15 protein-coding genes are annotated in these 15,330 nt (G+C 64.6%); 1 reads left to right on the top strand and 14 read right to left on the bottom strand.

The genetic code is table 11. The features are described from left to right. Positions 1-59: 59 nt before the first annotated feature. The 9 genes from ABIB91_RS19390 to ABIB91_RS19350 all read right to left on the bottom strand — a co-directional run bounded on the left by ABIB91_RS19390 (position 60) and on the right by ABIB91_RS19350 (position 8,932). On the bottom strand, positions 60-1,373 hold the full coding sequence (locus ABIB91_RS19390; RefSeq protein ID WP_219680967.1) for an ABC transporter substrate-binding protein: 1,314 nt from the start codon (positions 1,371-1,373) through the stop codon (positions 60-62). A gap of 288 nt (positions 1,374-1,661) precedes the next feature. Next, positions 1,662-2,612 (bottom strand): sugar-binding transcriptional regulator, encoded by a 951-nt coding sequence (locus ABIB91_RS19385; protein ID WP_354164527.1) that lies wholly within the window; start codon positions 2,610-2,612, stop codon positions 1,662-1,664. Between the two features lie 8 nt (positions 2,613-2,620). Then, positions 2,621-3,286, bottom strand: a complete 666-nt coding sequence (locus tag ABIB91_RS19380; protein ID WP_354164524.1) for an HAD family hydrolase — start codon at positions 3,284-3,286, stop codon at positions 2,621-2,623. 73 nt (positions 3,287-3,359) lie between these two features. Continuing rightward, positions 3,360-5,276 (bottom strand): nitric oxide reductase activation protein NorD, encoded by a 1,917-nt coding sequence (locus ABIB91_RS19375; RefSeq protein WP_354164520.1) that lies wholly within the window; start codon positions 5,274-5,276, stop codon positions 3,360-3,362. Positions 5,277-5,286: 10 nt separating this feature from the next. Beyond that, on the bottom strand, positions 5,287-6,099 hold the full coding sequence (locus ABIB91_RS19370) for a CbbQ/NirQ/NorQ/GpvN family protein (RefSeq protein ID WP_354164517.1): 813 nt from the start codon (positions 6,097-6,099) through the stop codon (positions 5,287-5,289). 59 nt (positions 6,100-6,158) lie between these two features. After that, entirely contained in the window at positions 6,159-7,505 is a 1,347-nt protein-coding gene (locus ABIB91_RS19365) for a cbb3-type cytochrome c oxidase subunit I (RefSeq protein ID WP_007593223.1), read from the bottom strand. Positions 7,506-7,544: 39 nt separating this feature from the next. Continuing rightward, positions 7,545-7,997 carry a c-type cytochrome gene (locus ABIB91_RS19360; protein WP_354164514.1) on the bottom strand — a complete coding sequence of 151 codons (453 nt, stop codon included), beginning with the start codon at positions 7,995-7,997 and terminating at the stop codon, positions 7,545-7,547. Positions 7,998-8,093: 96 nt separating this feature from the next. After that, entirely contained in the window at positions 8,094-8,354 is a 261-nt protein-coding gene (locus ABIB91_RS19355) for a cytochrome C oxidase subunit IV family protein (RefSeq protein ID WP_007593227.1), read from the bottom strand. Positions 8,355-8,356: 2 nt separating this feature from the next. Continuing rightward, the gene (locus tag ABIB91_RS19350; protein ID WP_007593229.1) at positions 8,357-8,932 is read right to left on the bottom strand and encodes a cytochrome c oxidase subunit 3 family protein; all 576 of its coding nucleotides are present in this window, start codon (positions 8,930-8,932) and stop codon (positions 8,357-8,359) included. Positions 8,933-9,104: 172 nt separating this feature from the next. Between ABIB91_RS19350 and ABIB91_RS19345 the strand changes: the two genes are divergently transcribed. Next, positions 9,105-9,260: a hypothetical protein gene (locus tag ABIB91_RS19345; RefSeq protein WP_211394234.1), complete on the top strand. Its 156-nt coding sequence runs from the start codon at positions 9,105-9,107 to the stop codon at positions 9,258-9,260. Between the two features lie 14 nt (positions 9,261-9,274). Here the strand turns inward: ABIB91_RS19345 and mmsB are convergent, their stop codons facing one another. The 5 genes from mmsB to ABIB91_RS19320 form a co-directional block, all read right to left on the bottom strand. Further along, positions 9,275-10,465, bottom strand: a complete 1,191-nt coding sequence (gene mmsB, locus ABIB91_RS19340; RefSeq protein WP_007608442.1) for a multiple monosaccharide ABC transporter permease — start codon at positions 10,463-10,465, stop codon at positions 9,275-9,277. Then, on the bottom strand, positions 10,462-12,039 hold the full coding sequence (mmsA, locus tag ABIB91_RS19335) for a multiple monosaccharide ABC transporter ATP-binding protein (protein ID WP_354164508.1): 1,578 nt from the start codon (positions 12,037-12,039) through the stop codon (positions 10,462-10,464). The genes mmsB and mmsA overlap by 4 nt, the downstream gene beginning before the upstream one ends. A 188-nt stretch (positions 12,040-12,227) precedes the next feature. After that, positions 12,228-13,301: a multiple monosaccharide ABC transporter substrate-binding protein gene (gene chvE, locus ABIB91_RS19330; protein ID WP_247370836.1), complete on the bottom strand. Its 1,074-nt coding sequence runs from the start codon at positions 13,299-13,301 to the stop codon at positions 12,228-12,230. Between the two features lie 73 nt (positions 13,302-13,374). Next, complete coding sequence (locus ABIB91_RS19325; RefSeq protein WP_354164506.1) at positions 13,375-14,253, bottom strand: SMP-30/gluconolactonase/LRE family protein; 879 nt, start codon at positions 14,251-14,253, stop codon at positions 13,375-13,377. Then, positions 14,253-15,329 (bottom strand): aldose epimerase family protein, encoded by a 1,077-nt coding sequence (locus ABIB91_RS19320; protein ID WP_354164504.1) that lies wholly within the window; start codon positions 15,327-15,329, stop codon positions 14,253-14,255. The genes ABIB91_RS19325 and ABIB91_RS19320 overlap by 1 nt, the downstream gene beginning before the upstream one ends. Position 15,330: the final 1 nt, after the last annotated feature.

Below are 15,330 nucleotides of genomic sequence, written 5' to 3'. Positions count from 1 at the left end.
GCCATCCATCCTTAGCGGTGGATGGCCGCAAGTCTGAGCTCAGGAGGGAGAGATCGAGCTCACTTGATGTAACCCGCGCGCTTCATCTCGCGCTCGGTTGAAGATTGCGCCGCGGTGAGCGCGGCATCGACCGTCATCGATCCCGCAAGCGCGGCCGAGAATTGCTGGCCCACCTGCGTGCCGATGCCCTGGAATTCGGGGATCGCCGCATATTGCACGCCGACGTAGGGCACCGGCTTCACCGTCGGCTTGTTCGGATCGGCGGCGTCGATCGAGGCCAGCGTCAGCTTCGCGAACGGGGCGACCTTCAGATATTCAGGGTTTTGGTAGAGCGAGGTTCGGGTGCCCGGCGGCACGTTGGCCCAACCCTCCTTCGCAGCCACGACCTTGGTGTAGTCCTTGCTGGTGGCCCAGGCGATGAACTTCTCGGCGGCTTCCGCTTTCTTCGAGCCGGCGGGGATTGCGAGACTCCAGGCCCACAGCCAGTTGGCGTTCTTGCCGAGCCCGGTGTTGGGCGCCAGCGCGAAGCCGACCTTGTCGGCGACCTTGGAGTCCTTCGGATTGGTGACGAACGACGCCGCGACCGTGGCATCGATCCACATTGCGCACTTGCCGGCATTGAACAGCGCGAGGTTCTCGTTGAAGCCGTTCGAGCTCGCACCGGGAGGGCCGGCCTGCTTCATCAGGTCGACATAGGTCGTGAGCGTCGCCTTCCATTCCGGCGTATTGAACTGCGGCTGCCACTTCTCGTCGAACCAGCGTGCGCCGTAGGAATTGGCCATGGCCGAGAGGAACGCCATGTTCTCGCCCCAGCCAGCCTTGCCGCGAAGACAGATGCCGTAGACGCCGGCGCTCTTGTCGGTGAGCTTCTTGGCAGCGTCGATGACGAAATCCCAGGTCGGATTTTCAGGCATCTTGAGGCCGGCCTTGTCGAACAGGTCGGTGCGGTACATCACCATCGAGCTCTCGCCGTAGAACGGCGCGGCGTAGAGCTTGCCGTCGACGGAGACCGCATCCTTGATCTTGGGCAGGAGGTCGGCGACGTCGTAGTCGGCGCCAAGATTGGCGAGCGGCACCAGCCAGCCCTTCTTGGCCCAGATCGGCACCTCGTAGGTGCCGATGGTGAGAACGTCGAACTGGCCGCCCTTGGTGGCGATGTCGGTGGTGACGCGCTGGCGCAGCACGTTCTCTTCCAGCGTCACCCATTTGACCGATATATCGGGGTTCTTCTTGGTGAATTCACCCGTCAGCCCCTGCATGCGGATCATGTCGCCGTTATTCACGGTGGCGATCGTCAGGGTGGTTTCGGCCATCGCGGGGACGGCCAACAACAGGCAAGACGCGCCACAGACGGCGCCGAGGACGTGTTTCACGGTGACCTCCCTAAGCTCGCGCTTTTGAGCATATGCCCACGCGTTGGGCGTATGTTCGACTGAGGGCGCGCCGTTGTCAAGCAGGCACAAAGATGTTCGCGCAACTTATGAGTGCTGCGATGCGGGAGTGATGAGAGCTGCCGCCTCGCACTCAGCTGTCATGCCCCGCGAAAGCGGGGCATCCAGTACTCCGTGCCGCCTGTTGATTTGCCCTAAGCGAGGCCGCGGCGTACTGGATCATCCGCCTTCGCGGATGATGACAGCAGTGCGAGAGGCGCTATCGCCGCCCTACCGCTCCAGAATCGCCCTTGCGGTCGCCTCGTCCGTGATCAGGCCATTGATCAGCCGCCCATTCAGCGCCGCCGCGATCGCCGGCACCTTGGCGGCGCCGACGGCGGCGCCGATCGTGGTGGTCTTCGCCGGGACCTCCGGCGGGATGCTGGTCAGGCGCTTGTTGGTTCCGGCCTTCAGCAGCCGACCCTTGGAATCATAGGCCCAGCCGGTGATCTCGCCGATCGCCCCCTGCCGCATCATCTCGAACAATTCGTCGCGGGTCACGAAGCCGTCGACATGGACCTGCGCCTTCTGGTCCATCTGGCCGATGCCGACGAGGCGCAAATCCGCCTTGGCCGCGACCGCCTTGACCTTCGCGATCGGCTCGATCCGGACCATCTTGTTGCGCTCATCCTCGGACGACATCAGGAACGGTAGCGGCATCGGATAGTGCCGCGCACCGGTGCGGTCGGCGAGCCGGCCGACGGTGTCGTAGAAGCTCGCCGAACCGTCGGCGGAGATATTGCCGACCAGCGAGACGATCTGGTGGTTGGGCCGGTCGATCGGCGTGACGCGCTCGACCGCGGCGCGCACGGCGCGTCCCGTCCCGAGCGCGACGATGACGGGGGTTTCCGAACGCAGGGTGGAATCGAGCAGGTTGGCACAGCGTTCGGCAATGCCCGCCGTGGCCTGCGGCGCGGCGGAATCCGCCGGCACCACCTCGCAATGGCTAAGCTCGAAACGCTCCTTCAGACGCGCCGCCAATTCCATGCACGCGGCGATGGGATGTTCGAGCCGGAAGGTGATCAGCCGTTCCGCGAGACACAGCGACACCAGCCGCTGCGCCGACGCGCGCGACACCTGGAGCATCTTCGCAATCTCGTCCTGGGTGTGACCGGCAATGAAATAGAGCCAGCCGGCACGCGCGGCGTCATCGAGCCTGGACTTTTCATTCTCGGCGGCCATGGCAGGCGTCAGGCGTCCTTCCAGAAATCGATCATGCGCGCGAAGACCCGGTCGGCCCCCGCACCCGACAGTATAGCCTGCCCGTCGCGTCCGCGATAATGGCCGCCGCCGGCAAATCCCCAGACTGTCATGCCGGCCGCCTTGCCCGCCTGCACGCCGCTCGCACTGTCCTCGATCACCAGCGTGCGCGCAGGTTGCGCGCCCATCTGCTCGGCCGCGTAGAGAAAGAGATCGGGCGCCGGCTTGCCGTGCCTGACCATCTGCGCCGTGTAGATCCGGTCGCCGAAATGCGCCCGCAGGCCGGTGACGTCAAGGGAGAGCGCGACACGGTCGATGTCGCTGGACGACGCCACGCAGAATGGCGCCCGCAATTCCGATATCACGGCGGCCACACCCGCGATCGGCTGGAGTGATCCGGCGAACGTGCTCAACACATGCGACTTCAAGCGCGGCAGAAAGCCGTCCGGCACGACCTGCCCGAGATCCCGATAATGCTGCTCGACCGCCTTGGTGCTGCGTCCGAGAAAGAGCTCGAACGCCTGCTCCGGACTCAGCGCGATGCCACATTCGGCCAGCACGTCGGACAGGCACCGACAGCTCAACAGCTCACTGTCGACCAGCACGCCGTCGCAGTCGAAGATGATCAGATCGAGTTTCGGCCGGCCCTGGTCCATCCAGCCATTCGATCATATACCCATAGCATGGGCAATAGCTCACCAGAGAACGGAACGCCGCACCCTTTCTGGATCAGTGCGCCACCTGCTGGTAGATCGCCGGCAGCGCCGCGGGCAGTCGGCGGATATTACCGACGATGGCGTAGCCGCCGCGCCCGAACAGCGTCGGGAAATAGGATTGCGCGGTTGCGTCCACCGTGACGCCGAAGGCGGCGATGCCGAGCCGGCGCGCCTCCTGCACCGATTTGCGGGTGTCCTCGACCGCGAAGCGGCCTTCGTAATGATCGACATCGTTCGGCTTGCCGTCGGTGAGGACGAGCAGCAGCTTTTTGCGCTGCGGCTGACGGGCGAGCTCGGCCGAGGCGTGGCGCACCGCCGCGCCAATCCGCGTGTAATAGCCGGGCTTCAGCGCGCCGATACGACGCTCCACTGCCGCGCTCATCGGCTCGCCGAAGGCTTTGACCGTTTCGAGCCGCACCCAGGACCGCCGGCGCGACGTGAAGGTCAGGATGCTGTAGTGGTCACCGCAGGCCGACAGGCCGTGCGCGAGCACGAGCAGCGCCTCCTTCTCGACATCGAGCACGCGATGGCCGTCGGCCCAGGCGTCCGTCGAGAGCGAGACGTCGACAAGCAGTGTGACGGCGAGATCGTGCCCCTGCGGGCGCATCGCGACATGGATGCGATCGAGACCGCCGCCGCTGCCGGCGCGAAGATCGCACCGCGCGCGCACGAGCGCGTCGAGGTCGAGGTCGTGTCCATCGGCCTGGGCGCGCATCAATTCGCGGCGCGGCCGCAAGATCTCGAAGCGCTGCCGTACCTGACGGATATGCCGGCGCATGGTCTCGTCGGGCGACCAGGTCTCTCCGGTCTCGGACGCGGCGTCCGCCAGCACGCGGCAGTGATCGGGCAGGTAGGAGCTGCTGCGGTAGTCCCATTCGGGATAGGTGAGATCTGCGTTCAATGGCGAGGCATCGAGAGCTTCCGGCGGCAGGTCGAGATCGAATTTGAGCCGGCTCGCCGGCTTGCCGCTGCGGCGGCTCAGCGTAATCTCCTCGAGATCGTCGGCGGCCTTCTGCGCGTCCTCGTCCTCGCTGTCATCGGCCGGACGGTCGACATTGACCATCTCGGCCATCGCGAGGATCTTTTCGAAGCGGTTGAGCACGAAGGGATCGCGGCGTTTGGCGTTGTCCTCGCGCTCGCGCACGGCAAAGCGCTTGCGATTGTCCTGGGTCGCGGCCCCCGCGCCCGGCGCGCACGCGTCGTCGCCAGCATGCGCGGGCGAGAACTCGCGCGTCCAGCAATCGCCCCAGAGCGGACACGGCAGGACCGAGCGATAGCCGGGCGGGGCCTTGTCCGGCAGCGCACCTGTCCCCATCATCGCCGGCCACAGCTGGCCTGCGGGCGCCTTTCCGGTCCCGAGCAAGGCCAGCACGATCCGCTCGATCTCCTGCTCAAGACGCGGCAACGGACGTTGCGGCCGGGCTTCGGCCATTGCTGCGGCGAGCCGCGCGTAATCGGCGGCGAGCCCGGGAAACTGCGTGAGCACGAAGACCGCCGTCTCGCTCGCCCGGCGCAAGACCAGAAGGTCCCGCCGCAGCGGATCATGCTCCGTGATCGTCTCGATCGGCGCGACCGCGAACCACGCCGCAAGCCAGCGATAGAGGCATGCGTTGAGGTCACGGTCGGCAAATATCGCAATGCGGTCGGGGAGGAAGATGGTAGTGGCGTCGCGGCCCGGCTGTTCGAGACGTTCGTCTCCAAGGCCGATGCGCTGCCGCCAGCCGAGCCGATGGCCCGCGCTACGTGCACCCGCGCTCGCGATCTGAACGCCTGGCTCGCCTCCGAGCGCGCGAAACATCACCGCGAGCCGGCCTCTCACCTCCGCAAGCGCGACCGCGTGATCATCGTGAACCGGATAGCTCGCGGTGCCGCCGACCATGCGGTGCCAGGCACGGCCGACCGTCTCCTCCAGTTCGAGGAAGTCGAGCATGGAATCTGCCTCACCCGATCACGGCGCGCGCGACATCCCGCAGCGCTGCCTTGACGTCGCAATCGTCGGTCAGCGGCTCGATCATGCCGGCGAGCACGGCATCGGCGATCGAGACTCCCGCCGCAATCAAAGTCGCGCAATACACCACGAGTCGGGTCGAGACGCCCTCCTCCAGATCATGCCCCTTCAGCGCCCGCAGACGTCCGGCAAGCGCGACCAGCGGCCGTACGCGATCCGGCGGCAGCCCGCTCTCGGCCGACACCACCGCAATCTCCTGCTCGGTCGGCAGGAAGCCGAACTCAATGGCGACGAAGCGCTGCCGCGTCGACGGCTTCAACGCCTTGAGCAGGGTCTGGTAACCGGGATTGTAGGAGACGACGAGCATGAAGCTCGCGGGAGCAACGAGCTCCTCGCCGGTTCGCTCCAGCGGCAGGATACGGCGGTCATCGGTGAGCGGATGCAGCACGACGGTGACGTCCTTGCGGGCTTCCACTACCTCGTCGAGATAGCAGATGCCGCCCTCGCGGACCGCGCGCGTCAACGGACCGTCGGTCCACACAGTGTCGCCGCCTCTCAGCAGATAGCGGCCGGTGAGATCGGCGGCGGTGAGATCGTCGTGGCAGGCGACGGTGTGGAGCGGCAAGCCCAGCCGCGCGGCCATATGCGCGACGAAACGCGTCTTACCGCAACCGGTCGGCCCCTTCAGCAGGACCGGAAGCCGGTGCCGCCAGGCATGCTCGAACAGCGCGCATTCGTTGCCGCTTGCGACATAGGCCGGTAGCGCGGGTGCAGGAGCGGCCAAGGCGTGAAGGGCTGCTTTCATGATCTTTCTCCGTAGATTTCTGAAGCGGCGGCCGCGACGAAACGCGGCCGCCGTCACGCTTACTCGGCCGGCTGCAGCACGGCGGGAATGGTCGCCAGCTTCTCGCGGCCGGGCACCAGCACCGCCCAGACGAACATCAGCGCGGAGATCGCGACGAACCCACCGGAGCCGAGCCGCACCCAGTAGAAGAATGCGAGCTGGTCCTGCACATCCATGTAGCCCTGGCCGAGCACGCGCTGGAGATGGACCTGGACCACGCCGGCAAAGGTCAGCGCGAACGTCATGGTCATCATGGCCGTGCACATGATCCAGAAGCTCGTCATGCTGAGCCACTGGTTATAGGGCGCGCGTCCCTTGATCTGCGGGATGGCGTAAGCCATCACGGCAAGGTTGAGCATCACATAGGCGCCAAAGAAGGCGAGATGGCCGTGCGCAGCGGTGACCTGGGTGCCGTGGGTGTAGTAGTTCACCGAGGATAGCGTGTGCAGGAAACCCCAGACGCCGGCTCCCAGGAACGCCATCACCGAACAGCCGACCGACCACAGCAGCGCGGCGCGGTTCGGATGCTTGCGGCCGGCCTTCCAGGTCATCTGCACCGTGAAGATCACCATCGTGAAGAACGGCGCGACCTCGAGCGTCGAGAACAGCGAGCCGATCCACTGCCAGTAGCCGGGCGCGCCGATCCAGTAGAAATGGTGGCCGGTGCCGAGAATCCCCGAGAACAGCGCGAGGCCGATGATGACGTAGAGCCACTTCTCGACCACCTCGCGATCGATGCCATTGAGCTTGATCATGAGATAGGCGAGCACGGAGGCCATGATCAGCTCCCAGACGCCCTCGACCCAGAGATGGACGACGTACCACCAGTACATTTTGTCGACGGCGAGGTTCGCCGGATTGTAGAAGGCGAACAGGAAGAAGATCGCAACGCCCCACAGGCCGAACAGCAGGATGTTGGTGACCGTGGTCTTGCGTCCCTTGAGCGCGGTCATGGTCACATTGAACAGGAACATCAGGCAGACGACGACGATACCGACCTTGATGATGAAGGGCTGCTCAAGGAACTCGCGGCCCTCGTGGTAGTGGAAGAGATAGCCCACGACCGCGACGCCTGCTGCGCCAAAAAACATCCAGAACTGGATCTTTGCGAGTAGCGGGCTGTACAGCTCGGTCTCGGTTTCCTCAGGCAGCAGGAAGTAGGTCGCGCCCATGAAGCCGATCAACGACCACACGATCAGCGCGTTGGTGTGGATCATCCTGACGATGTTGAACGGCAGCAGAACCGACAGCGTGTTGGGCAGGACGTAGATCGTCCCGGCGAGGAGGCCGAACAGGACCTGGGCCAGGAACAGGGTCAGCGCGCCGTAGAAATACAGCATCGCGACTTTCTGGGTTTGATATTTCATCTCGGATTCTCTCTGTCTTGAAAGAGGAAAGCGGCGGGCTTAGCCGGCCTTGTTCGGCGGCCAATCCTGGCGCTTGATCGTGCTCACCCATTGCAGGAAATCGGCGAGATCGTTGAGCTCCTGATCGGTGAGGTTGAACTGCGGCATCTGTCGCCGGCCCTCCGCGCCTGAAGGCTGCGACTGCATCCAGGCCTTCAACGCCTCTCGCGCGCCGGCCGGATCCTCCTTGCCGCCCCATCGATCCCAGACGTTGCCGACTTCGGGCGCGAAATAGGCGCCTTCGCCGAGCAACGTGTGGCAATTGATGCAGGAGTTCTTCTCCCAGACGTGCTTGCCGCGGGCGACCGACGACGTCAGCGTCACTGCGTCCGTCGAGGTCGTGACCATGTAGTAGTGGCTGTGCGCCGTCAGCCCGATGAAGATGGCGAAGAAAAAGGCCGAGCCGCCGTAGAAGACGTTTCGAGCGGCCGACTTGGTCAGGCGTTCAGCCATTGCCAATCCTTTCAATTGAGTCCCGCCGAGAAAATCGGTGATGCGATTTATCGCTGATCGGCACGGCCTGTTCTTTGTCAGGGCGCAAGGAGTGAGTCAGATCAGGGCGCTGACGGCAGATGTGAGCCAGGCAAACAGCACCACCATGAGGATCCAGGCGCTGACGAGGCCGCGCCAGAGCGCAGGCGCCGCGCGAAGATCGAGGAAATCGAGCGCAATCCGGCGGCCCTTGACGGCGGCCAAGGCCAGCAGCAGGGCGTTGCCGAGCAGCGGCCGCGGCACCAGCGGTGGCACCAGGATGGTCGCGAGCGCGAGGCCGATCAGCGCGATCCATGTGATGTCCAGGCGATCCGGCATCGTCACCGCACCAGATAAAGAATCGGGAACATCACGATCCAGACCAGATCGACCATGTGCCAGAAGGCCGTTCCCGTCTCGACGCCGAACGCTTCAGCGCGGCGGCAGACCAATGCGAGGATGATGATGCCGAGGCAGACGTGCAGAAGATGGAAGCCGGTCAGGAGGAAGTAGAGTGTGAAGAACGGACTGGTCTCGAGTCCGATGCCGCGTCCGATCTCTTCGGCATATTCGCCGAGCTTGATCGCCACGAACAGGCCGCCAAGCCCCATGGCTGTGAGGAGCCAGGATTGTGTCGCCCGGCTCTCGCTGGCCCGCGCGGTCTTCGCAGCCCGGGCTGCGGCCCAACCGCTCGTCACCAGCACGACAGTGTTCAATCCGGCGAGACCCGGATCAAGCGCCGCCTGCCCCACCGCGAACACGGCCGGATGGATCGCGCGGGCGACCGCGAATGCACCGAGAAACAGACCGAAGGCGGCGAGCTCGCTGAAGATCAGCACCCAGATCATGGGATCGCCGGGAAGATCGTCCAGAATTCCCCAGCCGGCTCCCCGTGGTTCGCAATCGGCTGCCGACATCTGCTCTTCCGGATCAGGACACCAGCCAGACTTAGCTCAGCCGTGCCGATCCGAGTTTGTTGCCGGACAAACTTGGGGAATGCCGATCAATTTGTTTGCGCCGTCGCAACGTCCGGCCGGCCGGGTCGCGGTACCAAACGCCCCAGGGTTCCGTGGAGCTGCGAGCGATAACATGAGCGATGCACAAATCGGACTGATGACCGCAACGCCCATCATCATCGTCTTCGCCATCGCGCTCCGGCGAATGGGCGTGCTATCGACCGTCGCCACCGTCTCCGCGGTGAGCCTCTCCGTCGCGATCGCGGCGGTGCTGTTCACGACGCAGTAATGACTGCCGCAGCCTCATCTCCGCTGATTATACACGTCGATGCACACCGCCCCGAGCAGGACCAGGCCCTTGATGACCTGCTGATAGTCGATGCCTATGCCGAGGATGGACATGCCGTTGTTCATCACACCCATGATCATGGCACCGACCACGGCGCCGCCGACGCGGCCGACACCGCCATAGGCCGAGGCGCCGCCGATGAAGCAGGCGGCGATGACGTCGAGCTCGAAGCCGAGACCCGCCTTCGGCGTTGCGGTGTTGAGGCGCGCGGCGAAGACGAGGCCGGCGAGCGCGGCGAGCACGCCCATGTTGACGAAGGTGAGGAAGGTCAACCGTTCCGTCTTGATGCCCGACAGGCTTGCCGCTTTCGCATTGCCGCCGACCGCGTAGACCTGCCGACCGATGACGGTGCGGCGGGTGACGAAGCCGTAGAGCGCGATCAGCGCGGTCATGATGACCAGCACGTTCGGCAGACCGCGATGCGAGGCGATCAGATAGGTGAAATAGAGCACGGCGCAGGCCAGGAGAATGCTCTTGCCGAGGAAGAACGCGTAAGGCTCGACCTCGATGCCGTGCAACTGCTCGCGCGAGCGCCCCTTGGCGCTGGCGTAGACGAGGCCGAGCGCGAGCACCGCACCGACCAGCATCGACGTCGGATGCAGCGTGCCGGCCTCGGGCAGCATCTCCGGAATGAAGCCCGACGACAATTTCTGGAAGGTCGCCGGGAACGGCCCGAGCGACTGGCCCTGCAACACCGCGAGCGCAAGTCCTTTGAACACCAGCATGCCGGCCAGCGTCACGATGAAGGACGGAATCTTGAAATAGGCCACCCAATAGCCCTGCGCGGCGCCGATTGCCGCGCCCAGCAGCAGGCAGGCGATGAAGGCGAGCGTGTAGTCGACCTTGTATGTCACCATCAGCACGGCGGCCACCGCGCCGACGAAGCCCGCGACCGAGCCGACCGAGAGGTCGATATGGCCGGTGACAATGACGAGCAGCATGCCCAGTGCCATGATGACGATGTAGCTGTTCTGCAGTACCAGATTGGTCAGGTTGAGCGGCTGCAGCAGCGTGCCGCCGGTCATGACCTGGAAGAACAGCATGATCGCGATCAGCGACATCAGCATGCCGTAATTGCGCAAATTGTTCTTGATGAAGCTGCCGTGCCGGCCCTCCTCGGGCAGCGAAACCGTCTTGTCGGTCATAGCTGCGATCCTCCCATCTCCGCACCCGCGAGGGCGCTGCTTCCATAATTTCTGTCGTTGCGCATGATGGCGCGCATGATCTTTTCCTGCGTCGCTTCGGCGCCGGGGAACTCGCCGACGAAGGCGCCGTCGTTCATGACACAGATGCGGTCGCAGATGCCGAGTAGCTCGGGCATCTCCGAGGAGATCACCACCACGCCGCGGCCGGCTTCCGCAAGCTCGTTGATGATACAGTAGATCTCGTATTTGGCACCGACGTCGATGCCCCGGGTCGGCTCGTCCAGGATCAAGACCTTGGGGTCGGTCATCAGCCATTTCGACAGCACGACCTTTTGCTGGTTGCCGCCGGAGAGCTGGCCGGTCTCCTGGTAGACGTCGGAGCAGCGGATGCGCATCCGGTTGCGGTAATCGCTGGCGACCTTCAGCTCGGCGATGTCGTCGATCACCCGGTTGGGGGCGACCTGGTCGAGGCTTGCCAGTGTGATGTTCTTGCGGACGTCGTCGGCGAGGATCAGTCCGAGCTGCTTGCGGTCTTCGGTGACATAGGCAAGGCCGGCGTCGATCGCGGCCGCGACGTTGGGCAGCACGATCTCATGGCCCTCGAGCCGGATGCGACCGCTGATCGTGGTGCCCCAGGAGCGGCCGAACAGGCTCATGGCGAACTCGGTGCGCCCCGCCCCCATCAACCCGGCGATGCCGACGACCTCGCCGCGCTTCACCCTGAAATCGACGTTCTTGATCACCTGCCGCTCGGGATGGATGGGATGGTAGACCGACCAGTTCTCGACGGTGAGAACGGGCTCGCCGATTTTTGCGCTGCGCTCCGGAAAGCGATGGGCGAGATCGCGGTTGACCATGCTGCGGATGATGCGGTCTTCCTGGATCGGCTCGGCGCGGCAGTCGATGCCGTCGACGGTGCGGCCGTCGCGCAGCACGGTGATGTGGTCGGCGACCTTGGCGACCTCGTTCAGCTTGTGCGAGATCAGGATCGAGCCGATCCCCTGCTCGCGGAACGCCATCAGCCGCTCCAGCAGCGCGGCGCTGTCGGCCTCGTTGAGGCTCGCGGTCGGCTCGTCCAGGATCAGCATCCGCACCCGCTTGGACAGCGCCTTGGCGATCTCGACAAGCTGCTGCTTGCCGACGCCGAGATCGGTGATCAGCGTATCCGGCGATTCCTTGAGGCCGACCTGCGCGAGCAGGTCGCGCGTGCGCCGATACACCTCGTCGCGGTCGATGACGCCGAGCTTTGACGGTGGGTGCGACAGAAAAATGTTTTCGGCAATCGACATCAGCGGGATCAGCGCCAGCTCCTGATGGATGATGATGATACCGAGCGCCTCGGAATCATTAATGTCGCGGAAGCGGCGCTCCTCGCCATCAAAGATGATGGTGCCCTCGTAGCTGCCGGCCGGGTAGACGCCGCTGAGCACCTTCATCAGCGTGGACTTGCCAGCACCGTTCTCGCCGACCAGGGCGTGGATCTGCCCGGCTTCAACCGAGAAGTTGACGTCGCGCAGCGCCTGCACGCCGGAAAAGCTCTTGCTGACGTTGCGCATCTCCAGCATTGCGGTCATCGGTTCATTCTCCTGGGGGCTTCCACAATCGTCATGGCCGGGCTTGTCCCGGCCATCCACGTGCAGCCGCTTGCGAAGAGGGACGTGGATGCCCGGGACAAGCCCGGGCATGACGAGTTGATAAACATGCGCTTCGCCCTAACCCTAAAGAACTCCCTCTCCGCAGGTCGGGAGAGGGAGTAGACCTCCTACTGGAACTGCGACTTCTTGTAGTAGCCGCTCTCGACCAGGACCTTCTCCCAATTGTCCTTGTAGACCACGACCGGCTTGAGCAGATAGGACGGCACGGTCTTGGCGCCGTTCTCGTAGGTCTTGGTGTCGTTGACGGTGACCTGCTTGCCGGCCAGCGCAGCGTCGACCATGTCGGCGGTCACCTTGGCGAGGTCGCGGGTGTCCTTGAAGATGGTCGAATACTGATCGCCGCGCAGCATCGCCTTGATCGAGGGCACCTCGGCATCCTGGCCCGAGATGATGGGCATCGGCTGGCCGGCGCTACCATAACCGACGCCCTTCAGCGAGGAGATGATGCCGATCGACAGACCGTCATACGGCGACAGCACCGCGTTGACCTTCTTGTTGCCGTAGTAGGCGCTGAGCAGATTGTCCATGCGGGCCTGCGCGGTGGCGCCGTCCCAGCGCAAGGTCGCGACCTTGTCCATGCCCATCTGGCCGGAGACGACGACGAGCTTGCCGCTGTCGATGTACGGCTTCAGCACACTCATCGCGCCGTTGTAGAAGAAGTAGGCGTTGTTGTCGTCGGGCGAGCCGCCGAACAGCTCGATGTTGAACGGACCCTTGCCATCCTTGAGGCCGAGGCCCTGCACGATCGACTCGGCCTGGAGCACGCCGACCTGGAAATTGTCGAAGGTCGCGTAATAGTCGACGTTCGGCGTGCCGCGGATCAGGCGGTCATAGGCGATCACGGTGATGCCTTTTGCTTTCGCCTGCTTGAGCACGTCAGAGAGCGTGGTGCCGTCGATCGCGGCGATCACCAGCGCTTTCGCGCCCTTGGTCACCATGTTCTCGACCTGCGAGAGCTGGTTCGGAATGTCGTCCTCGGCATATTGCAGGTCGGTGTTGTAGCCGCGCTCCTTCAGCACCTTGACCATGTTGTTGCCATCGTCGATCCAGCGCGCCGACGATTTGGTCGGCATGGCGATGCCGACCGTTGCTTTGTCCTGGGCCGAGGCGGTGACGCCCGCGGCCATCGTCGCAGCGCCGGCCAGCGCCAGCGCGAGGAAGGTCGTCTTCAGTTTCAGCATGTTTCACTCCCTTTGGTGTCAGACTGTTTTTTCGTGTCGTCGCGAACTTTGGTGGTGTGCGGCTTCGAGCCTCCTATGCGAGCTTGACGTCAGGCTCCGCGCGACCGCGCGCGGATGCCTCCAACAGAAAGGTGTAGCCGGCTTGCGGATCGGCGGCACGCGCCGCCGCGTCCATGTCCTGCCAGGCCGAGGTGACGAGGAGACGCGACAGATCAGGGCCGACAAAAGCGGGGCAGCTCGCCTGCTTTGCCGGCACGCTCATCGAGCGCAGGCGCTCGCCTTGCGGAGAGTAGACGTCGATACGGCCAGCGCCCCAGCCCGCGTTCCAGATGTTTCCGTCCGCGTCGCACACCGAACCGTCGAGGCCGCCGATACCGGTGTGGCGCAGCAGCACCTCCGGCTCGCCGCGCGGCAGGCCGGTCGTGGGATTGAGCGGCACCGCGTAGAGCACCGCGCGCGCAGTGTCGGCGAAATAGCCGGTGGTGCCGTCGGGCGAGAAGCAGATCGAGTTGGGAATGCTGACGCGCGGAAACAGCATCGATATCTCGCCGTGATGGAACGCGTAGATCGCGCCTGCCCCTGCTTCCGCCTTGCGGCCCATGGTGCCGATCCAGAACGTGCCGGAGGGATGCACGCGGGCATCGTTGGAACGGGTCGCGGGATTATCGGCTTGGAGCGGACAGAGCAGCGTCATCGCGCCATCGGCGATTTTGCGGATATAGAGCCCGTCTTCCGCGACGATCAACTGCCGTTCGGCGTCGATCCGCCCAAGTGCGCTCGCCATCCGGCCCAGCGCATGAACGCGAATGCTGCCGCTGGCGAGCTGCGCCTCGAACAGTCGCCCCTCGCGGATATCGAACCACCAGGCCGTGTCCGTGGTCACGTCATAGGTCGGCCCCTCGCCGAGATGGCAAGGATCGTCCGAAAGAACCGAGGTGGGCACCTGTTCCATCATGACCTCCTCACCGCAAAGCGATAGACCGTGTGATGGCGGTAGACCTCGCCCGGCGCTAGGCGCGGGCTCGGGAAATCCGGCCGGTTCGGTGCGTCCGGCCAGATATGCGGCTCCAGGCACATCGCGTCGGACTGCCGGTAGAGCTTGCCGCCCTTGCCCGAGATCGTGCCGTCGAGATAATTACCCGAATAGACCTGCAGACCGGGCTGATTGGTGAGCAGCTCCATGATGCGCCCCGAGCGCGGTGCCTCCAGCCGCGCCGCGAGCGCAAGTTTGCCATCACGCGCGAGATTGTAGGTGTGATCGTAGCCCCTGCCGGTGCGCAATTGCTGGTCGCTCTCGCGGATGCGCTCGCCGACGGCCCGCGGCTCGCGGAAGTCGAACGGCGTGCCGGCAACGCTGCGCGGCGGCTCCGGCAACGGAATGGCGTTGGGATCGATCGCGAGGAAATGCCCGGCGGCGACCGTCAGCTTGTGATCGAGAATGGGCGTGCCTGATGTCGCGCCTTCCAGATTGAAGAAGCTGTGGTTGGTCAGGTTGACGATGGTCGGCCGGTCGGTCCGCGCCTCCATGGTCAGGGATAGCTCGGCCGGGCCGGTGACGCGATAGGTCAGGCGCACATCGAGCCGACCGGGAAAGTTTTCCTCGCCATGCGGGCTCGTGTAGGTCAGCGTGACTGCGGGCTCGGCGCCATCGTCGATCTCCGCAATGTCCCAGAGCTTGCGGTCGAAGCCGTCGAGGCCGCCATGCAGCGCATTCGGACCGTTGTTGACGGGAAGCTGCACCGTCTCGCCGTCCAGCGAAAATTGTCCGTTGGCGATGCGATTGGCGTAGCGGCCGACGGTGGCGCCGAAAAACTTTCGCTCGGCGAGATAGCCGGCGAATGCGTCATGGCCGAGCACGACGTCGTCGTAGCCGCCCTTGGCGTCCGGCGCGATCAAGGCCTGCAAGACTGCACCATGGGTGATGATGCGCGCCTCGAACCCGCCCTCTCCGCGCAGCACGATGCGGTCCACCTTGCGGCCGTCCGGCAGCGTTCCGAAGACGTCTCTTTCTGTTTTCGATCCAGCCATG

Origin of the sequence: Bradyrhizobium sp. JR4.3, assembly GCF_040547695.1 — a bacterium.
Lineage (GTDB): Bacteria > Pseudomonadota > Alphaproteobacteria > Rhizobiales > Xanthobacteraceae > Bradyrhizobium > Bradyrhizobium canariense.
The sequence above is the reverse complement of the archived record's forward strand: the minus strand, read 5'-3'. Positions and strand labels throughout refer to the sequence as shown.